The following is a 21,223-nucleotide window of genomic DNA, read 5'->3' as shown; positions in this document are numbered from 1 at the left end:
TCAACAAAGCATTGGCGTTTTGATTTTCATTTAATTGAACATCGTATTTTAGTTGAAATTGCTGGCGGTCCCTGGTCAGGTGGACGAAAGGGCAAGCTGGCAACAAAGGCGTGGAGTATGGACCGTTACGATGTTGCTGAAGAAATGGGATATACCGTTGTTCGGTTAGAGGCAGCACCAAGATTTAAGATTAATGAATCTGGTCCATTACAGATCCAAGCTCATTTCGCAAGCCAATGGCTTAAAAATTTAAAGAGGCAAATATTTAATGGATCAGATCAGACCATTTCCTCCAACTGATTTTATGGATCAGGCAGAAGAAGAGGAAGCACTCCGTTTAATACCGGCACCTGATTTAAAACAATGGGTAGTTGCTAATTTTCTTACGCTTGGTGGTCCTTTACATAATCCAGACCATGACCATATTGCTGAGATGCTTCATGACAATGAGGGTTTCTTGGCTTTTGCATGGGCTTCTTCTGCTTATACCAGAGCTAAGCGTATGGTGCTTGGCCAATGTGAAAAGGTTATGTTTCAACAAGGTGGCTGGAAGAAAGCCCGACAAGAGCAGCAAATGCGCGACTGGTTCGGATTCGTTCCAGTTTACTTAATCACAATCGATGCAAGCTTTTGTGAAAAGGCAAACGATAGCGAGTTCTGTGCTTTGCTTGAACATGAGCTTTATCACATTGGTGTAGAACGAGACTCGGACGGTGAGATTATTTACAGTGATCATACTGGATTACCAAAGCACTATTTAGCTGGTCACGATGTGGAAGAGTTCATCGGTGTTGTTAAACGCTGGGGTGCAAATGAAAACGTTAAGCGATTAATTGAGGTCGCTAAAAATCCGCCGTTTGTTTCTGATTTAGATATTTCGAAATGCTGTGGAAACTGCGTAATTACCTGAGCCTTGAGGCTCTTTTTTTTGGCTATTTAGGTTGACGTAGGTTGACAGGATTGAGGATATGGCGGCTCTAAAAAAAGAGGTAAAACTCTTTATAGTTCGCTCACTTGCCGTATTTAATACACCCACAGAAACTGCTGAGCTCGTCAACCAAGAATACGGGATAAAAGTTACTAAACAGCAGTGTGAGAAATACGATCCGACAAAACGGGCAGGCGAGAACCTGAGTGAAGAATTAAGAAAAGATTTTGAAAAGACTCGCGAAATGTTTTTGGGTAAGCCTGAGGCAATCCCAATTGCAAACTTAGCGGTGCGTTTACAGCGATATGAAAGCCAATATCAAAAGCACAGTAGAAACCGTGTAGCAGCTTTAAGCATTCTTAAGCAAGCTGCTGAGGACATAGGCGGCAAGTACACGAATAAGACTGAAATTACAGGCGCTGGCGGCGGTCCATTACAAAGCGAAAACATTACCTATGTGACTGCTACCGATGAGCAGGTAAGGCAGGCGATAGATGAACTCGAGAACGAATATTGATCCTGTTAAAACCAAAGCTAAGCGGATCAAATGTGAGAAAGAACATTTATTTTTCACACGAGCATTTTTCTTGCCTCGCATGGGTTTTAAGTTTTCGGTCAATTGGCATCATGAATATATTGCCGACAAGATTGATGAGGTTATAGCTGGCAAGGTTAAAAACCTAGTTATTAACGTTCCACCCGGAAGCGGTAAGACTGAACTACTCACAAATCTTATTGCCCGTGGTATAGCTCGTAATCCTCGTTCGCGCTTTTTGTATTTGTCTTTCTCGCAATCACTTGTAGAGGATGTATCTGCAACAGCAAGGAACATTGTTAAGTCAGAAGACTTTCAGAGTTTATGGCCAGTAAAGATTTCTACCAGTACGGATGCTAAGTCTAGCTGGAAAACAACAGTAGATGGTTACGATGCTGGTCATGTTTATTCTGCATCAATGGGTGGGCAGGTCACTGGTCGCCGTGCCGGTACATTAGCTAATGAGGGCTTTACCGGTGCGATTATTCTGGATGACCCATTAAAGCCTGAGGATGCATTTAGCCAGACAGCAAGACGTAAAGCAAACCGTAAAATCCTAAATACGGTCAACTCTCGTAAAGCTAAATCTGACACGCCAATTATTTTGATCATGCAGCGGTTACACGTTGAAGATCCGACTAACTTTGTGATGACGGGTAATGTACCTGGTGAGTGGGAACAGATCAGTATTCCCGCACTTATTGATGATGAGTACATCAGTAAGCTACCAGAGCACATACAGCGCAAAATCCCACGTGATGTTGAACGTGATGAGAAAGGTCGACAAAGCTATTGGCCGTTAAAAGAATCTTTACTTTCTTTGCTGCAGCTGGAGAAAGGCGGAGAAGATAAAGACGGCGCCACAGTGTCACGCTATACATTTGCAAGCCAATATATGCAGAACCCTAAAAAGCTGGGTGGTGATCTGGTTAAAGCTGAATGGTTCCCACGTTACCTAGACTTACCTGTTCTTAAATGGCGTGCGATTTGGGCAGATACGGCGCAAAAGACAAAAGAGCATAATGACTTTTCAGTGTTCTTATGCGCAGGTCTTGGCTATGACAATAACCTTTACATCATCGATGTGAAGCGTGGCAAATGGGAAGCACCAGAGCTATTGAAAGAAGCTAAAGCTTTTATCAATAAACATAAGGACAGTAACACAAAGATCGGCAAGCTTCGTTATATGGCTGTAGAGGATAAGGCGAGTGGTACCGGTTTAATTCAGTCCATATCTAAGCAGACCACTTTACCAATACGTGCGATTCAGCGAAGTACTGACAAGCTATCAAGGACTATGGATGTCATTCTTTATGTTGAAGAACGCCGTGTTTGGTTGCCAGCTAATGCACCGTGGCTATTGAATTACATTGAAGAGATTGAAGGCCTTACTGCTGATTGGTCACATGATCATGACGACCAGTGGGACCCGACCATTGATGCAATTAATGATTCATTAGCCAAAAAGCCAACTGTATTTGATTAGAGGAAATTATGGCTGAAACTAAAAAGCCCGATGCAATTGGCGATGCAGGGGCGTATACAAACTTTGTCTCAAATATTGGTACCCAACGTGACAAAGCTTCACACGGTTCTTTCGTTAAGAAAGTAATTCCTGATGAGCAATTAGAAGCCGTGTATCAACACTGGTTGGCTAAGCGCATCGTAAACCGTCCAGCAAGTGACATGCTCCGAGCTGGTTGGTTTTTTGAAGGGATTCAGGATAACGATTTACTAAAGCTTAAAGAGGCGTGTAAGGCATTTAACTTAGATGGGGTGCTCTTATCTAGTTTAGTACTTTCTCGCTTATATGGTGTTTGCTATGTGCTTCTAGGAACAGTGGACGGCGGCAACTTAGATCAACCGTTTGATTTAAACAAGTTAGGTATTGGTCGTTTAGAGTTTTTCACGGTGCTTAAGAAAAAGCACATTGAAGCTGATACCAGTAAATATTTATCGCCTAAGGAGGCAGGTGGCGTTTTAAAGCAGCCTGAATTTTACAAGCTAAAGCTTGATGGTAAATCTAACCAACGGATCCACCACACCCGCTTAATTAAATTTGGTCATGCAGATGTGGTCAATGAAGAGCCTGTAAGTGTCTTACAGGAAGTTTATGAGGATCTACTTGATCATGCTGCCGTAAAGAAAGCCACTGCTAGTCTGGTCCATGAATCAAAAATTGACGTGATTAGAACACCTAACTTGGTCGATAAGATCAAAGAGGATATGAAATCCGTAGCTGAACGTTTTCTTAGTGTCGGATTGCTTAAGGGCTTGAATGGCATGATCGTCTTGGATAAAGAGGAGGAGTATGACTCTAAATCTTATAGCTTTGGCGGTCTGCCTGACCTCATGCGTGAGTATTCGATTCAAACTGCTGGTGCAGCTGATATGCCATATACGATTTTATTCGGTCAATCACCTGCAGGGATGAATGCAACAGGCGAGCATGACACACGGAACTATTACGACAGTATTGCAACTAAGCAAATATGGTCCTTAAAGCCATTCATGATGAAGCTTTTAAGAGTAATTGTTCAAGCCACATTTGGTCGTCAGATTCCAAGCTTAGATGTTGTGTTCAATCCTCTATGGCAATTAGACGCTAAGGTCCGCTCTGAAGTTGAGAAAGCTAACGCTGAACGGGATTCCAAGTATTTAGAAATGGGCATCATCACAGAGCCACAGATAGCAAAACAGCTTGTTATTGATGGTGTTTATTCAGTGATTGATGAAAAACATATCAAAGAGCTTGAGACAATGGTGAAGCTTAATGACAACGATAATTCAGATCCTGAAACCCCACCTCCAGCAGGCGAAGAAACGTAAAAAAGGTCGTAAAGCTTCTAAGCCGAGAGCCGTGCACGTAAACCGCCGTGTAGAGCTTTATTACACACGGCAATTACTGGCTATCTCAAAATATTGTCAGGAACAAACTAAGGAATTAGTTATTCCTACAGTAGGCCAGAACATCGGAGATGCATGGTTCTCTGACATGATGGCGGCGTTTAGGGAAAAGCTCACAAAGTATGTTGTTGAGGTTTCCCGTCCGTTGGCCACAAAGGTTGTGACTGACACCCAAAAGGAAGTGGACAAGCAAATTGCAGAGCACACCAAAACAATTATTGGTGTGGATCTTACGCCGTTTTATCGAGCTGCTGATATCCAAGACGAGGTAGATCTAAACATTACGGCAAATGTCAGTTTGATTAAGTCTATTCCGCAGCAATATGCCGATAAGCTTGAGGTATTAATCACCAATGCTTTGCAGACTGGACAAACTAATGAAGAGTTGGCCAAAGCTATTAAGCAATTAGGATTATCTACTGATTATCGTGCACGTCTTATTGCTAGTGATCAGATGGGCAAGATTAACGGCCAAATTAACCAAGCCCGACAGCTTTCAATGGGTGTTGAGACATACACATGGCAAACGGCGAAAGATGAGCGTGTAAGGCCAGATCATCAACATAAGCAGGGCAAGACATTTAGATGGGATTCACCGCCAGATGGTGGGCATCCCGGTCAGCCTATTCGTTGTCGTTGCACAGCTTTGCCTAATTATGAGGATATTTTGATTGATTAATTTAATTACTTTATGAGATTTTAATAACTTGGTAATTAAATTTTATTTAATCATTTTATTAAGGTGGGGTAATGGAAATTAAAAATGAAATTTTAAAAGATTACGAAGATTACTGTCATAAAAAATTAGTTAGTGAGTTTGGTAATTATAAGGCTGGAACAAATGGACCAATTCATTTATATCAACGTTATAAGTACAGAATTATTAACGCTCAACCGAGAGAGGTGATTGAACCTCAAAATTTAGTCATACCTGCTGAACATTTAGGTGCTTATCAAAAAATTATTTTAGATATAGAAAAAGGAAACTCTTTAAATAAATATCAAAGCAGAAACCTTAAAAAGCTAGATTATAATGATGATATGTTATCTCATTGGAGAATCCAGCATTTTCATTTAGGTAATGTTGTGGAAAGTGATGGGTATATGGAAAGAACGTCGGATTTATTGTTTATCCACTTTTCTAACTCTCAAGCACACATTATTGGTATTTTCTCACATGGCGATTGGTGCGATTTAGATATCATCGAAACTATTCATGAAAATTGGCCTAATCTACTAATTAGTTTTAAGTCTGAATCGACTAGCGAACCATTGACAGAAGAGCAATATAAAATTTTAAGACGTAAAGGCTACAACACAACAGTTAGAGTAAAGGATGGTACAGAATATCACCCACCAGGTTTTGGTGTTGTTGCTAATGGATCGCCTGTAGAAGCCATAACGAATGTTCAGAGGATTTTAATTACATTTGAGAACTCATTTGATGCAATTTCTACGAATATTGATCAAATATTAGAGGCTGACCCTCAAAAAAGAACAACTGAAATAGCAACTATCGGTTTGGAGATGGATGAGGCTAATCAAAGATTTGTTTATATAATTAAGGAAACAGGCCATAGATTTACCTTAGATTACGAATAAAGAAAATTTTCATCACAGGAAATTAAATCTGATATTTCAAACCCACCATTTGGTGGGTTTTTTATTGAGCGCAATTTATGAAAACCATTTACCAACTCAAAATTGGTGACTTTGCGCCAAGCGAATCGACACGCTCATTTACCAAAGAGGGGTATCTGAAATGCGTCAATGTTCGCTTAGCTAAAGCGCCTCAAGTACGTCAGTACTATGCGTATGAGTTTCCATCACTGGAAGGTTATACCGCTGATCAAGTCATTAATGTCTACACGCCTGCAGAAGAGCTTTTCAAGCCTGAGGCTATTCAAAGCTTCAATGGTGTAGACACTACTGACTATCACCCGCCTAAAAATGAAATTAACGCTTCTAACTGGAAGGATTATCACATTGGCTATTGTGAGAACGTCCGGCAGGAAGGTGATTATCTGGTGGGCGATTTGCTTATTAAAGACAAGATCAGCATTGATCTGATCCAAAGCAACGAGCGGCTAGAAATGTCGCTTGGCTATGGAGCCTTATTAATCGTTGAGCAGGGTACTGCGCCAGATGGCACGCCGTATCAAGCCAAATTTACCAATTTTATTGGCAATCACGTAGCACTCGTTAAATATGGCCGTTGTGGTGGTGATTGCCGCATCGGTGACAAACAGCAAACTCCACCAAAGGGGAATAAAACAATGGAAGTAATTGTAAACGGTATCCGTTTTAACATCGGCGATAACACGCCTCTGGCCGATGCATTAAAGCAGCAACAAGAGCAGCTGGAAAACTTGAAGGCTGCAAAACTTAAAGTTGGTGATAAGCAATTTTCTATCGGTGATGAACTAGGTGCCATTCAAGCGGTTGTAGATCAATTGCATGCCGAAAAAACAGCACTGGAGCAAAAAGTAGGTGATCTGGAAAAGAACCAGATGACGCCTGAAAAGCTTGAGCAAGCTGCTGCTGAACGTGCTGCTGTTATTGCGGATGCTAAAGCATTGGTGCCAACAGTTAAAACTGAAGGCTGCACATGCGAGCAAATCAAACGTGATGTAATTGCTGCTAAAGCGGGTGATGCTTTAGTAACTGCTTTGATGGGTAACGTATCAGTAGGTGATGCAAAGCCAGAGCAGATCGACACAACTTTCCGTGCACTCTGTGCTGTGAAGGGTACACATCCTTCTAATCCTGTAGGTGATGCTCTTCACCAGCAACAGCAAGTTAAAACTGGTGACGGTAAACCAGTAGATGGGGAGCCTAAACCAAACAACAAAAAAGAAGCTTGGAAACAAAGTTTCTAATTAACTGGAGAACTGCAAATGTCTTTAACCCCTCAAGCTATTCCGGGTATGCGTGCTCGCCTGCACATGCCCGAAGAAATTTTATCTTTGCCAGTTGCTGGTACTGGCGTAGTTAGTGACGGCGAAGTGGTGGTCCAATCTGCTGACGGGAAAACCGTAAGCGCAGTAACTGGGGCAACCAATACAAAGTTTGGTGTAGTGGTTTTTCAGCACGTGGGTAAATCTGGAAAAAATGCCTTAGGTAAAGAAGCCTATCAAGCTAAGGACTGTGCACCTGTAATGCAAATCGGTTCTATCTGGGTGAAGCCTTCAGCTCCAGTGATCGATATCAATGCGAAGGTTTATGTACGTACTTCGAACCCTACTGCCCAAGCGCCACTTGGTTCACTTTCTTCTTCAGCATTAGATTCTACGGAACTACCTAATGCCTCTTGGGAAACCATCACTGGTCCTGATGGATTAGCTATTCTTCGTTTACGTGGAGCATAATCAATGTCAAAACAATTAGAACAAATGAAAATCCGCCTATCAGCAGTTGCACATGGGGTGCAAATCGCTGTAGGGGATGCATTTAATTTAGATAACTTTGCCAAGTTATTATTAAAGCTTGAATCAATCGATGAAATGACACCGCAACTTGCTGAAGCCCAAGCTTATGCAAAGTACTTACCAATTGAAGGATTGGAAGGTGCAGTTATAGGTTCGGCTAGTGTCTTGCAACGTAAGAGAGGTGTAGGACGTGGTAAGCGCTTCTCAGGTCAAGGTAATGATGTGCCATTAGCAGAGGTTGTTTACGATGAAGTAAAACTCACTGTACAGCCTGGTGTTATTGGTTATGAAATCAGTATTTTTGATGCTGCAGCTGCCTTAAAAGCAGGTATCCAGTTAACGACTGACAAAGTTGCAGCAGCTCGATTGGCCTATGAAAATCACATGAGTGATGTCGCTTGGTTTGGCGAGCCTGAAACTGGTTTGCTAGGCTTCTATAATCAAACAGGTGTTGAGGTGATTACTTCTACGGTAGATTATACGACTGCCACAGTAGAGGTCATTCTTGCCGATATCAATAAGGCAATTAAAGGTGCTTCTAATGCCTCTAAGTTCGATGGCAGTATTCAACCTGATACTTTCGTGATGCCTGAGAATAAGTTCACTATTCTAGCGAGCCGTATTGTTCCAGATTCAGCGGGTAAAACTTTCCTTGAATACATTAAGGAAAAGAACACCTTTGCAATGCAAGGTAAAACACTGACATTCACTTCTGAAAGTATGCTTGAAGGTAAAGGTGAAGGTGGTACTGACCGCAGTATTATTTATCGCCGTGATCCGAGCTGTATTACTTTCCGTTGTAATGAACTGGAATTCTTGGCAGCTCAACCTATCAATTATGTGATGCGTACACCGGGACACTATATGTATGAAGGTGTCTATTTAAAACGTGTCGATTCTCTCCGCTACTACGATGTTGAATAAGGATTACTAAACATGCCAAAAATTACTTACAGCGGCTCTCAGGCCGCTTTTTCTTTTGATGGGATTCAAGTCGGTCAAGGCCAAACCGTACAAGTTAGTGCTTCGGATCTCACACGTATTTCAAAAGGTAAAGCCTTTAAATCACTCGTTGAAAAAGGTGAGCTCGAAGTTCAGGAAATCCCAGATGAAGAACCAAAGGCAGGTGGTAAAACCGGTGGCCGTGGTGGTAAAGGCGGTAAACAAAACGATGCAGCAGGTGATGCGGCAAAAGCTGCAGAAGAAGCTGCTTTGGCCACCGTGAAAGCTGAATTAACAGCGCTTGAAGTAACGTTTAGTGATGATGAAACACTTGAGCAGTTACAAGCTAAGTTGGCTCAAGCTAAAGAATAAGGTGATTGTATGGACGTACAAACGTTTCGCCAGAAATTCTCGACTGATTCGAGTTTAATGTCTTTGCCAGATGCAAAAATTCAAGATGCTTTAGAAGAGGCGGATCTGATTGTTTCTCAAATTGAGTTCGGGGCATTAAAGGAACGTGCTGTAGGTCTATATGCAGCACATATTCTTAAAGTGGGTACTGTAAGTGGCAATGGTGCTGCTTTTGGTACCGCCTCAAGCATGACAATTGCGGGCCAAAGTGTGAGTTATTCACGATCATCGAAAGAAGCTTTCTATGATCTCAGCATGTATGGCCAACGCTACCTTGCGTTAAAAAATTCAATTCCAATTGATGATGAAGGCACAAACCCTAACCGTTTGGGTGTCGGTGCTTTTGTCGTATAGGAGAATCCCATGCCTTTTAAATATCAGGCACCAGAAGGTTATAAGCCAACCAAACTCGTTATTGCCGGGCAAAACCTAGATATCAAAAACGGCGTTTTGGAATCGGATAATGACATTATCCATATTTTAAAGCCCTTAGGTTTTGAGCGTTATGTTGAAGTGGTTGAGCCAAAGAAATCTGCAGCATCTGCTAAAGAGTAATTAAGTTATGAGCGATTATCGTGTTGATGCTCAGGTCAATTTTGATGAGATGAATAATCGCGTTAGGTTTGAAATAAGACGCACGGTTAACGCTCTTACTTTGCGCTTACAGCGGATTGTTCAGGAAGACATGTTAAGTGGCCAACGACTCAAAGTTCAGTCTGGCCGTTTGCGTGGATCCGTTTCATCAAAGGTGGATGAGGATAAGGATTTCATAGAGGGAACCGTAGGCGCTGGTGGTGCTTTGGTCCCATATGCACCTGCACATGAGTTTGGTCTAAACGGAGCTTTGGGTGTTAAAGCTCACCTCAGGACGATTAAACAGGCGTTTGGCCGACCTATTTCACCTGTTCAGGTCAATATTAAGGCCCATTCTAGGAATGTTCGATTTAGAGAATTGCGGTTCATGCGTGATTCACTGGATATCGTGGCCAAGATTGTGCCGAAAAATATTGATGCAGCAATTGAGCGAGGTATAGCAGGTGGATAGCGAAGCAATCTATCAGGCGTTGTTTGAAAGGTTAAGCACAAGGGTAGAAGGATTGATTACGGTAAGTCGCCGTTTACGTCACTTTAACCATGTAACACCAGAACAGCGCCCAGCCATGTTTATTACACAAGGCAATCAGCAAGAAGTCCCGGTACATGGTATGGATTCAAAAGTTGAACTAGCTGCTGAGGTTTATCTCTATATTCATGAATCGGACACTACAAAGCCGCCATCATCGCAGATGAATATATTCATCGATCGTGTACGTGAAGCTATTCAGCCAGATCATCCAGATTTTAATGAATGTCAGACCTTGGGAGGTTTGGTTGAGCATTGCTGGATTGAAGGCACAATAGAAGTGTATGAAGCAGTAGAAAACATGCTAGATGATCAGGCGATTGCCATTATCCCTATCCGGATCCTCACAACCAATTAACAAAATATTCATTTTATGACCGCCTCGATGGCGGTTTTGTCATTTTAGAGAGGTCAAAATAAATGGCTCAATATTTATTTGGTGCCGGCAAGATCTTTGCTACACCGATTCAAGATGTATACGGGCAACCGATTATTAATCCCACACCAGTAGAAGTGGGGGTGATGCAATCCGTTGGTGTGGATATTAGCTATGACTTAAAAGAGCTTTTCGGTCGTGGTCAATTCGCCGTAGATGCTGCACGCGGTAAAGGTACTATTAAATGTAAAGCTTCTTTCGGACGTATTAACGGTACATTGTTAAATTCAATTTTTTTCGGTGGCGTTGTTGCTGAAGGTGGAATTGAAACAGTTTCCCAAACCATTAATGGTGAAGTGATTCCGGCTGGCGGTACTGTTACTCCGGTTGTTCCTAATAGCGGTACGTTCGTAAAGGATCTAGGCGTAACGGATGCGAAAGCAATTCCCCTTAAACGTGTAGCTTCAGCGCCAACAACAGGGCAATACAGTGTAGATGCGGCAACCGGTGCTTATACATTTGCTGCTGCCGATGCAGGTAAAACGGTATTTATTAACTTCCGTTATTCAGCAATGGTAGCGGGTGCTAAGTCAATCACTGTATCAAACCTAGATATGGGTTATACGCCAGAGTTTGCCGTTGACCTGCAACGTGACTACAAAGGCAAGTTCATGCACATGAATTTCTTCCGTTGTACCAGTAACAAACTTGGATTCAGTTCAAAACAGGACGATTACGATATTCCTGAGTTTGAATTCCAGCCTATGGCTGACGATCTTAACCGTGTTTTCAAAATTGATTTATCGGAGTAATGCCAGATGCAATTTAAGCAAGTTGATAACCCGCGTGGTAATAGTAAAGAAATAGCTGGTCAGACTTGGATTTTTGCTCCGGCACCATTGGGTACACTTGAGCGTTTCCAAGAGCAATTAAGCTCAAATGATGTGCCTGTGTCTGTAATCGTGGATATGGCTCATATTTGTTTAAAACGGAATTACCCGGATATTACCCGTGAATATGTTTCGGATGAGCTCTTAGATATGGGTAACATGGAAGAAGTATTAGCCCTAGTAACTAAAACGTCCGGCTTGGAATATACAGGTAAACCCGTAGGTGAAAGCTCGGGGGAATAAACTGGGAGGAGCTGTACACGCATTTAGTCCTGACAATGGGTAAAGATTACGACTATGTGCGTAATGAAATGGACCTGCCTAGATTAAGAGCATTAAGTGCGTATCAGCAAAGTAACCCTCCCGCGCATATTGGAATACAACGGCTTTGTCGTATTTTGGAAACACTTATGGGTATTGATGAAACTCCGCCAGCTATTACCGTTTCAGATGATGAGGAGGAAGATATGTTGGAAGTTTTGTCGAATTTTCCACAGGGTGGTTGAGGCTGCCCTGATTGATTTATATACTTGAGTTGGTTAAAGTTTGTGTGAACTTTATAACAACTTGGATATAACCATGAAAACAGTATTAGGGGTGAGTCTTTTAGCTTTGACTTTGGCTGCTTGCGGTGGAGGTGGCGGAGGTGATTCTTCATCTTCCAATAATGAGGGTAACAACCCACCAGTATCAAAAGCTGAAGTCAAAGGTATTTACACTGGAAAGACCAATCAAGAACAGAACGTAGTCGGATTAGTGGATAAAAATAATAAATTCTGGTTCTTATATTCAGCACCTTATTCTTCTGGTATTGCTGGATTCATGACTGGAAACTTCACTGTTTCTGGCAATACGATAAAAGCCAATAGCGGGAAAGACTTTTATTTTGGTGGTGCTACCGTTTACAATACATCAATTAGTGGAACAGTTGATTCCAAGAAGAGCCTGAAAGGCACAATCACATACTCGCCTTCAAATCAGGTTACATTCGATACCGTATATGAAACGGATTTAAACAACACAGCATCCAATCTAGCGACAATTGCAGGCACCTATTATGGAGAATCGGTGATTGTGCAAGGTATTGAAGATGCGAATTTAACTATCTCAAATACGGGTGTGATTTCAGGTAAGGGACAAAGTGGCTGCACGTTCTCAGGGAAAATAGCAGCTGAAGAAAATGCACCTTACTACAACGTTGATTTAGTTTTCGGTTATTCACCTTGCTATCTGGCAGGACAGTCAGTTAATGGTGTGGCTTATTATGATTCAGCTGACAAAACTTTATATGCAGTGACTGAAACAAGTAACCGAGATAATGCAGTCTTATTCTTGGGTACGAAAAATTTAAGATAAAAATTCTGATTATCCATAGTTTTTAATGAACCGCCTTAATGGCGGTTTTTTTATGCCTATAAGAGAGGAATTATGAGCAACAATCGAGTGGAAGTGCACGTTGGTGCGAAGACTTCCGAACTTAAAAAAGGTATGGATGATGCTGAAAAGATTGTTTCTGATTCCGCTAAGCAAATTGAGAATACCACTAAAGGGGTGAGATTTAAGTTTGATCTCTCGAGTGTCAAGCGACAGTTTGATGACGTTTCTAAATCCATTTCAGAAGGTTTTAAGAACCAAATTAGTGATGCACTTGGTGGATCAAAAATAGGGTCAGCATTTGATGGTATTACTTCCAAGTTAGGAGCTCTGCGTGGTGGTGCATTGGTTGCTGCAGGCGCAGTTGCTGGTTTAGCAGTGGGTGGGACCATAGCAGCTACTGCAGGCTTAGCAACATTGGCAATTGAAGTGGCTAATAACAATGTTGAACTTGCGAAATTCTCAGCCTTAGCAAATACCTCGATACAGTCATTTCAGGGTTTGTCAGGTGCAGCTCAAACTTTGGGTTTTTCTCAAGAAAAACTCTCAGACATGATGAAAGACTTTAATGAAAAGATCGGTGAGTTTGCATCAGTAGGTTCTGGTGGTGCTAAAGATTTTTTTGAGCAAATCGCCGTTAAAACGGAGTCTGGTGCTGAGGGGGCAAAAAAGCTCGCCGAAGAAATGTCCAAGATGGATGGGGTAGAAGCCTTACAAACCTATGTAGATAAGCTGGAAGAAGCTGGAGTCAACCAGCAACAAATGTCGTTCTACCTTGAAAGTATGGGCTCTGATCTCACTGGTTTAATTCCAATATTGCAAGATGGCGGTAAGCTTTGGAAAGAATATCAGTCTGCTATGGAAGAAGCAGGGATTATTACTGGTGAAGAGGCAATTCAAAAATCTATTGAATTAAAGGCTCAAACTGAAGTACTTCAAATGCAGTACACCGGCTTAAAAAATCAATTGGCTCAAGCAGTGATGCCAGCTTTAAGCGGTGTTATTAGTCATTTTATGAATGGCACCACAAAAGGTGGAGCATTTACCGGAGTTATTCAGACATTAGGCTCGGTTGCCAAGGGCGTGGCAGTCGTTATTGTTGGGCTTGGAGCTGGATTACAAAATCTTGTGCGATTAATGTCTGGTGTTATGAGTAACCTAAGGACTATTGGAAGTACTGCCGTAAACTTTGTAAATGCGGATGGGATCTTGGCTAAAGGTAAGGCTCTGGCTGGTGGCGTTAAGGCAATCTGGACTGAAACCAAAGATACTGTGGTTGATATTGCTGGTACCACCAAAGCCGCAATTAATTCAGCTTCTAATATCTTTAGTGGAACACCTTCTTTTGATCGTTTAACTCAGGCAAAGATTGACATACAGAATGCACAATTAGGTGCTAGAGGTGGCAGTAAAGGGGTTACTTCTGGTATCGGACAAAATAAGGCACTCAATCCTGATGGTGGTAAATCAGAGAAGGCAAAGCAGGGTAAGTCCGATGCTGTACGCCAAGCTGAACAAGCAGCTAAAGCGCTGGCTGATATTCGGTATAAATATGCATCCGAAGAAAAGAAAGTCGCTTTAGATCTGCAAAAGGCATTAGATGAGATTGAAAAATCTAAAATGACTGCCGATGAAAAATCAGCTGCCAAAGTCAAAGCCGAGAAGGATGCATCCGACAAGATTATTGCTATTCGTTTAAAAGAGTTTGAGGAATACAAAAAAGCTCGTGAAGAACAGATAGACAATTATCAACAGCAAGCACAACGCCTATATGAAATTGAAGCAGCGCGAATTCAGGCAGAGTTTGACGCCAAGAAAATTTCAAATGTCCGTAAAGTCCAGTTGGAAAAACAACTAGAAGATCAGTTACGTGAAATTAAACGGCAAGGTCTTTTAGAGCGTTTAGCACTTGAGAACGAGCAAACCGGTATTACGGGTAAGCAGGGCAATCAAAACCAAATCACAAACAACATTTCTGATTTAGAGACAGATCAGAGAGTTGCTGACACTAAGTCTATGGGCTTAATCAGTGATGCGGAGATGAAGGACTTTGAGGCTAAGTTCGGTGGCTTTACTTCTCGGCTTTCTAACCTATGGGATCAGGGCATTCAGTCACTTATGAATGGCACACTGACTTGGAGTAATGCAACTAAAGCAGTACTAGCTGACATGGGGCAATTTGCCTTGCAAACAGCAACAAAGGAGCTACAAGGCTGGTTAAGAATCCAAGCGATTAAGTTGGCCCGTAAGCTTGGCTTCGTTGGTGCTGAAACGGCGGCAGAAGCTTCTGGCCAAGCTGCTCAAACAGGGGCAACCATTGCAGGTGAAGCAACACGTACCAGCGTTACTGCAGCAGGTGGTTTAGCACGTTTAGGCTTAAAGGCTGCCGAAGCTATCAAAGGCATCATGATGTCTGCATGGGAGGCAATGGCGGGTGCTTTTAAAGCTATGGTCGCAATTCCGTATGTCGGTCCAATTCTCGCCGTTGGTGCTGGTGCAGCTGCATTTGGTTTGGTCGCTGGTCTTGCAGGCAAGATCAAATCTGCTCGAGGCGGATACGACATTCCGTCCGGGGTGAATCCAGTCACTCAGCTTCATGAGGATGAAATGGTTTTACCTTCACAGCATGCAAACACCATTCGTGAAATGGGCAAAGCCTTGCGTAGCGGTGCAAGTTTTGGGGCAGCAGAAGCATCAGATGGTGGAGGAGGCACCAATGTATTTAATATCAATGCCATAGATGCTAAAGGAGTTAGAGACTTCATGAAAAAGCATGGTCGTGACTTGGCTGGTGGTTTAAAGGGGTATAGCCGGAATTTTGGTAAATAGGTGATTTATTATGTCTGATGCAATTTTTCCGGAATTACCCGGTCTTGAATGGGACTTATCAAAAGCTCCGATGTTTAACACCAAAATCATGACATCAATAAATGGTCGTGAATTAAGAGCAAGCTTTCAATCTTTTCCAAAGTATGAAATTTCACTGTCTTTCGGTTTTTTGCGAGAAAGAAATGGTAAATCTGAATTACAAGTTATTGAGAGTTTTTTTCTAGAGAGGAGAGGATCATTTGATTCTTTTCTCTATAAGATGCCTGAAGATAATGAATTTAATTGCACATTTGTTGGTGATGGCATTACACAGAAGTTTCAAATTTATAAAACTCTCCAAACTCACAAACAAAACCCTACGATTCCACATTATGTGAATCCTCAAATGTGGAATCAGTACTCAAAGTTAATGTGGACAGACGAGCAGAAACTCATGTGGGGTGATGATTACATAGGTTGGTGGGAAACAGAAGCCCAGATCGAAAAGATAGTCCTAAGTCATACCGAACCAAAGATCTTGGCTTTTAATCAAAGCATGTGGAACCGAAACGCGATTAAATCTATGTGGGTCAGTGATGATGCTTTAATGTGGAAACAAGGCGTATTTGAGATAACTAAGGATGGATATCTGATCCTGTCAGAACCTCTTGCTTTAGATCAGGAAATAACTGTTTCAGGTACTTACTATTACCGATGTCGTTTTAAAGAAGACACGCAAGAATATGTAAATTTTATGCATAAGCTTTGGAAATCTAACAAAGTTGACTTAATTGGTTCATTGGGAAATAAGGTATGAGAAAAGCATCAGATAAGCTTATAAGATTGTTGGATGCAGATCAGTTTATTATGGCCGATCTATATACCATTACAACAATACAAGGTATTGAATATCATTACACAAATTACGATGTTGATTTGGTGGTAGATGGCAAGGTATTTCATTCTAATGGACCAATTATAAGTCGAGAAGGTATTAGTCTCTCACTCGGAATTGAAGTCGATAATTTATCTATTACGATTGAAACAACTGAAAATACAATGTTTGGCGATGTGCCCGTTGCACAGGCCTTCCATAACGGTATTTTAGATGGTTCTCGCTTTAAATTAGAGCGCATTTTCATGGATATTAATACTCCCACAGACACTAGTGCGGGAACGATGGTTTTATTTGAAGGGCGTATTATTGAACCTGAGTTCGATCGATATGAGATTAAAGCGAGTGTTGTTTCGGAAATAGATGATTTAAAAGTACAAATGCCACGTAATTTGTATCAACCGGGTTGCTTAAATACACTTTTTGATCAGGCTTGTGGCTTATTAAGTTCAGAATTTGCAGTTGATACAACCATTGGTGCTAACAGTACTTTAAATAGAATTCACTGTGATCTAAGTCATCCTCAAGGCTGGTTCACTCAGGGTGTTGTAGAGTTTCTTGAGGGTATTAATGTTGGTATTAAGCGCACGGTGCGATTGCATGAAACGGGAGCATTACTTCTTACGTTGCCGCTTTTAGAAATGCCTGCAATTGGTGAGGTGATTCGTGTATATCCGGGTTGTGATAAACGACTAGATACTTGTGACAATCGCTTTAATAATCGCGCTCGCTTTAGAGGCGCACCATATGTTCCTATTCCTGAAACTTCAGTCTAAGTTTTAACAAAATTTTAATCCATAGCTCTGCATTTGCAGGGCTTTTTTTATGGAAAAAAGAGTATGAATGATTTATCTAATGTTGTATTTCCAACAATCCCTACCGTTGCTGAATTCATAGACCCTAGTGTTACTGAAGCTGGCTTTAAAGATGCTTTAAAACGCTTGATTGAGTACATTGAGACTTTGGAGCAAAAAAGTAATTTTGATAAGAAATATAATTCTGTTTCAAAAGATCTATTAAATGAAATTAATGCACTAAAAGCTCTTACAAGTGTTTATTTTGATCGACAAAATACTTATCCATTTAATGTTGTTGGACGCTACTTTAAAACGGGTGAATCTGATAGAAGCAAAAACTTTGACATTCATACCGTTAACTATGTAAATACAGGGCTTATTTATCTTGATCAAGGCGCTACAATCAGTGCATCGATCTTACAACAGAATCGCAATAATTTTTCTGATGTCGCCTCATTACTAGTTTTTGACATGGATCTTAAATTAGTTGCCGATTTATCTATACCGAACACAGGCCCTGAAGAGGTCGAAGAAGTTCAATACCGCTATACAGCTCCATTTAATTGTTATTGTGTAGCAACAACAATTCACTATGCAGGGTCACTTTATCCAACACGTTTTGCAACTGTGACAGGCAATCATTACCAGCTTACAGTTTTAGATCGTAGTTCATACTTCGATAGATATATCGTTCGGATGATTGCTAACTTACGATATGCAAATGCCAAAATGGTGAGTGAAGGGAAAACAATAACTTTTGAGTTCAATGAACTTGGTCGTTACTATGATAACGGTACCCATGACTTAAATGGGGGCGGTGATATTTATACAAATGCCTACAGAAATACAGGTTTAATACCGTTGGAAGTAGGGGATCAGATTAAGGCAACAGTTCTTAATCCAGACAGCAATATTCCCGCCATGGTAATTTTTGACAAGGATTTGAACTTTCTAGAATCTTTCAAAAATACTGAACAGCCGGGTGACTCATATCCATTTGAATACTCTTATACCGCGACAAAGCGCTGTTTTATTGTCTTTTGTTCAATTAATCCAGCAAACCGTGCATACATAAGCGGACTGAAGTTGAAAGCAGACTTAATCCCTGCGGGCACTGATCAAAATTTATCATGGAGCAGACCCCAAGAGAATGTTTTTGTGCGGAATGATAATTTATCTAGGTTGGCTGCAGAAAAAATTGAAGAGAAAATCCCTTTTCTCGCACCAGGTACTGGTTACACAGCAGCTGGAATTGAATTCAATCAAAATGTTTCTCCAGAGTATTGGTCTGCATATAAAAGTACGGGAAAGATTGCAGTAAAACATGGCGATACTTTTGAAGCTGTAGTTGATACGGATGAACCTGCCGGAGTAATGAGCGTACTTAACTTGTATGACTACAACGGGAATTTCATCAGATGCGTTCATTCAATTCCAGATTTTGGTTCGCAAGGCATTAAATCCGCAAAGATAAACTATACTTGTGATCATGAGGGATATATCACTATTACAAGTATTCACCGTGACATTCCTAATTTAAAAGAACTATCTAACCCATATGTTATTAAGAATCGCACTAACCGGTTTAGTTCAAAGGTAAAAGCGCTTAATACAGACGTTGTTCAGAACACGCTATTTACTTTCCCAAAACCTACAAGCGTAATTCAAATAGACATTTTTGCAGACAAAGTCTTTCCGCCTGAGAGTAAAGCTGAGGGTTCGATTAATTGTAGATTGAAGCTAAATGTCGACGGGGTTGTTAATGAAAGTTATGCCCAATATGCGGTACAGGGGAGTAGTTCTGCTGTGTATCCGAAAAAGAACTTTAGTTTTGGTTTTTTTACGGATGAAAGTTTTACTACTGAGCGTTCAATAAAATTAGGAGATTTGATTCCTCAACAGGAACTTGTTTGGAAAGCAAACTGGATTGATGCAACACATAGCCGGAACATTCTTTGTAATAGACTATGGGAGGAAATGGTTCAATCAAGAAAAGGTTTTCCAAAGCGTGAGGTAGATCGCGCGTACCTCAACCAGTTGGGTGTGAATTCACTTGATACTGGTGCTATCGGTCATGTTGATGGTTATCCTGCTGTGGTTCGTTTAAATGGAGTTTTTTATGGGATTGGTACATTAAATATTGGCAAAAAACGAGACAATTACAATTTGGACAAAAGCAATAAAAAGCATGTTCAATTTGAGTTGCTGGGAGGGGGTATTGATTTCACAGCATCTACACCGCCTTACGAAAAACTAGGCCTTAGAAACCCTAAACTAAACGGTTATGAAGAAGGCGGACCGATTAGTGACGCTACTGTAAAAGCTTCCATGCAGGCGCTTTGGGATTTTCACCGTTTGCCAATAGCTGAACGAACTGCTCAATTCGACAAATATTATGATCGTACAAATGTTGTTGATTGGTATTTGCTTGTTGAGTTTACTGCTGCAGCAGATTTGCTTGATAAGAATTCAATTTTGACAACTTGGGATGGTACTCAATATTGTTGGATGCCTTATGACCTTGATACGACTTTCGGGCTTCATTGGGCAGGTATTGGGGTTGAATATGCATCAAATTGGAATTGGGACGCTAACAATATCATTCCTATTGTTAAGCCAATTATTCTTAATGATGTTATTAAACGATATGCTGAATTAAGAAATAAAGGAATTTTTAACCTTAATACTGTTTATCGAATTGAGCGTGATATTGAATCAAAATTCAGTCTCAATCTCTTTAAGCAAGAGCAACAGCGTTGGCCCGATATTCCATCGAAGGATCTCGGAGGGATTTGTCAAATTATGGCTTGGCTAAAAGAACGAATTAAATATCTTGATGCAAAATATGGATATTTAGATCAAGGAGTTTTAGCTCAAAAACTTTGGAACCCGCCAACATTGGCAGCTGGTGCAAGTCAATCAACAACATTAAATCTTTCAACGGCGACTCTTGGTACTCAATATTTAGTTGATTTTCAGTTTGACTTAAAGGGTACACAAATGACTGCTGAATGTAAAAGTGCAGGTGTAGTTACTGTAACACACGTGAACAATTCAGGTGAGCAAGTCAATCTTGATGAAGGGGCTTTGAGATTAATCGTATGAAGAAGTATGAACGTATCTTTGTAGTGGGCGACTTGCACGGTAGTTACGATAACCTATGTCAACATCTTGTCGACATAGGTTTCGATTTTAAAAATGATCTTTTGATTTCGGTAGGTGACTTGGTTGATCGGGGTAAAAAGAGCCTTGAGTGTATAAAACTACTCAACAAGCCTTGGTTCAAAGCTGTTCGTGGAAATCACGAACAAATGTGTATTGATGGGATGCTGAATCATAAGATTCGCAATATACACAAAGATGAGCGTAACGGTGGTGAGTGGTTTTATAAATTATCTAAAAGTGATCAACTAAAGATAATTGAGCAACTAAAAGAGCTTCCGCTCTATCTTGAAATTGAACATAAAGGAGAGCTTATTGGATTTGTTCATGCAAATGTTGAGCAAAACGATTGGCTTGAGTTTAAAAAATCGTTTAATAATCAAGATATAGATGATGTTCTTTTAGCTATGAATCTTGCCTTGTGGTCAAGAAATCGATTTAACGATCAAACTGGAATTTACCGTAAAGTTAAAAATATTGACCGTATTTATCTGGGGCATACGATTGTTGACTACCCTGTCATTAAGCATAACTGTCACTTTATAGATACAGGGGCTTATAGGACGGGGAACCTAACTATTATTGAAGTCTAAAAACTAATGAAAGCCTTGGAATTTTCCAAGGCTTTTTTGTATGGACCAAATTCT

General features: G+C 40.9%; 23 protein-coding genes and 1 pseudogene. All 24 read left to right on the top strand.

Annotation, left to right across the window (positions count from 1 at the left end):
* Positions 1–300 (top strand): annotated as a pseudogene (locus tag MKL62_RS04600) (hypothetical protein); the annotation flags it as partial.
* Positions 269–910, top strand: a complete 642-nt coding sequence (locus MKL62_RS04595) for a putative metallopeptidase (protein WP_002123467.1) — start codon at positions 269–271, stop codon at positions 908–910. The pseudogene MKL62_RS04600 and the gene MKL62_RS04595, both read left to right, overlap by 32 nt.
* A 58-nt stretch (positions 911–968) precedes the next feature.
* The gene (locus MKL62_RS04590) at positions 969–1,445 is read left to right on the top strand and encodes a DUF2280 domain-containing protein (RefSeq protein ID WP_000729394.1); all 477 of its coding nucleotides are present in this window, start codon (positions 969–971) and stop codon (positions 1,443–1,445) included.
* Positions 1,423–2,949, top strand: a complete 1,527-nt coding sequence (terL, locus tag MKL62_RS04585) for a phage terminase large subunit (RefSeq protein WP_005128455.1) — start codon at positions 1,423–1,425, stop codon at positions 2,947–2,949. Before MKL62_RS04590 ends, terL begins: the two co-directional genes overlap by 23 nt.
* Before the next feature lie 8 nt (positions 2,950–2,957).
* A complete protein-coding gene (locus MKL62_RS04580; RefSeq protein ID WP_005128456.1) occupies positions 2,958–4,292 on the top strand; it encodes a DUF1073 domain-containing protein in 1,335 nt (444 codons plus the stop codon).
* Positions 4,237–5,049, top strand: coding sequence for a phage head morphogenesis protein (locus MKL62_RS04575; RefSeq protein ID WP_005128457.1), 813 nt, complete (start codon positions 4,237–4,239; stop codon positions 5,047–5,049). Before MKL62_RS04580 ends, MKL62_RS04575 begins: the two co-directional genes overlap by 56 nt.
* Positions 5,050–5,120: 71 nt before the next feature.
* Positions 5,121–5,972: a hypothetical protein gene (locus MKL62_RS04570; protein WP_004834300.1), complete on the top strand. Its 852-nt coding sequence runs from the start codon at positions 5,121–5,123 to the stop codon at positions 5,970–5,972.
* Positions 5,973–6,049: 77 nt separating this feature from the next.
* Complete coding sequence (locus MKL62_RS04565; protein WP_188200089.1) at positions 6,050–7,249, top strand: DUF2213 domain-containing protein; 1,200 nt, start codon at positions 6,050–6,052, stop codon at positions 7,247–7,249.
* A gap of 18 nt (positions 7,250–7,267) precedes the next feature.
* Entirely contained in the window at positions 7,268–7,738 is a 471-nt protein-coding gene (locus MKL62_RS04560; RefSeq protein ID WP_088753205.1) for a structural cement protein Gp24, read from the top strand.
* 3 nt (positions 7,739–7,741) lie between these two features.
* On the top strand, positions 7,742–8,722 hold the full coding sequence (locus MKL62_RS04555) for a major capsid family protein (RefSeq protein ID WP_002126831.1): 981 nt from the start codon (positions 7,742–7,744) through the stop codon (positions 8,720–8,722).
* Between the two features lie 12 nt (positions 8,723–8,734).
* Positions 8,735–9,112 (top strand): hypothetical protein, encoded by a 378-nt coding sequence (locus tag MKL62_RS04550; RefSeq protein WP_123785655.1) that lies wholly within the window; start codon positions 8,735–8,737, stop codon positions 9,110–9,112.
* Between the two features lie 9 nt (positions 9,113–9,121).
* On the top strand, positions 9,122–9,505 hold the full coding sequence (locus MKL62_RS04545; RefSeq protein WP_005128461.1) for a DUF4054 domain-containing protein: 384 nt from the start codon (positions 9,122–9,124) through the stop codon (positions 9,503–9,505).
* Between the two features lie 9 nt (positions 9,506–9,514).
* Positions 9,515–9,706 (top strand): hypothetical protein, encoded by a 192-nt coding sequence (locus tag MKL62_RS04540; protein ID WP_001116149.1) that lies wholly within the window; start codon positions 9,515–9,517, stop codon positions 9,704–9,706.
* 7 nt (positions 9,707–9,713) lie between these two features.
* Positions 9,714–10,196, top strand: a complete 483-nt coding sequence (locus MKL62_RS04535) for a hypothetical protein (RefSeq protein ID WP_005128464.1) — start codon at positions 9,714–9,716, stop codon at positions 10,194–10,196.
* A complete protein-coding gene (locus MKL62_RS04530; protein ID WP_004834522.1) occupies positions 10,189–10,632 on the top strand; it encodes a hypothetical protein in 444 nt (147 codons plus the stop codon). Before MKL62_RS04535 ends, MKL62_RS04530 begins: the two co-directional genes overlap by 8 nt.
* A gap of 62 nt (positions 10,633–10,694) precedes the next feature.
* Positions 10,695–11,462 carry a hypothetical protein gene (locus MKL62_RS04525; RefSeq protein WP_005128465.1) on the top strand — a complete coding sequence of 256 codons (768 nt, stop codon included), beginning with the start codon at positions 10,695–10,697 and terminating at the stop codon, positions 11,460–11,462.
* A 6-nt stretch (positions 11,463–11,468) separates the two neighbouring features.
* Positions 11,469–11,783, top strand: a complete 315-nt coding sequence (locus tag MKL62_RS04520) for a hypothetical protein (protein WP_001159815.1) — start codon at positions 11,469–11,471, stop codon at positions 11,781–11,783.
* 35 nt (positions 11,784–11,818) lie between these two features.
* Complete coding sequence (locus MKL62_RS04515) at positions 11,819–12,046, top strand: hypothetical protein (protein WP_005128466.1); 228 nt, start codon at positions 11,819–11,821, stop codon at positions 12,044–12,046.
* A 73-nt stretch (positions 12,047–12,119) separates the two neighbouring features.
* Positions 12,120–12,896, top strand: coding sequence for a hypothetical protein (locus MKL62_RS04510; RefSeq protein WP_004738652.1), 777 nt, complete (start codon positions 12,120–12,122; stop codon positions 12,894–12,896).
* 72 nt (positions 12,897–12,968) lie between these two features.
* Entirely contained in the window at positions 12,969–15,743 is a 2,775-nt protein-coding gene (locus MKL62_RS04505) for a hypothetical protein (RefSeq protein ID WP_005128467.1), read from the top strand.
* A 10-nt stretch (positions 15,744–15,753) separates the two neighbouring features.
* On the top strand, positions 15,754–16,539 hold the full coding sequence (locus MKL62_RS19640) for a DUF2460 domain-containing protein (protein WP_005128469.1): 786 nt from the start codon (positions 15,754–15,756) through the stop codon (positions 16,537–16,539).
* Positions 16,536–17,393 (top strand): phage/gene transfer agent baseplate hub protein, encoded by an 858-nt coding sequence (locus MKL62_RS04495; protein WP_002126538.1) that lies wholly within the window; start codon positions 16,536–16,538, stop codon positions 17,391–17,393. The genes MKL62_RS19640 and MKL62_RS04495 overlap by 4 nt, the downstream gene beginning before the upstream one ends.
* Positions 17,394–17,456: 63 nt before the next feature.
* Positions 17,457–20,519, top strand: coding sequence for a CotH kinase family protein (locus MKL62_RS04490; protein WP_230258704.1), 3,063 nt, complete (start codon positions 17,457–17,459; stop codon positions 20,517–20,519).
* Positions 20,516–21,169 (top strand): metallophosphoesterase, encoded by a 654-nt coding sequence (locus tag MKL62_RS04485; RefSeq protein ID WP_118971386.1) that lies wholly within the window; start codon positions 20,516–20,518, stop codon positions 21,167–21,169. Before MKL62_RS04490 ends, MKL62_RS04485 begins: the two co-directional genes overlap by 4 nt.
* Positions 21,170–21,223 lie beyond the last annotated feature (54 nt).

The sequence above is a fragment of the Acinetobacter sp. AOR01_HL genome (assembly GCF_027855455.1).
Lineage (GTDB): Bacteria > Pseudomonadota > Gammaproteobacteria > Pseudomonadales > Moraxellaceae > Acinetobacter > Acinetobacter baumannii.
The sequence above is the reverse complement of the archived record's forward strand: the minus strand, read 5'-3'. Positions and strand labels throughout refer to the sequence as shown.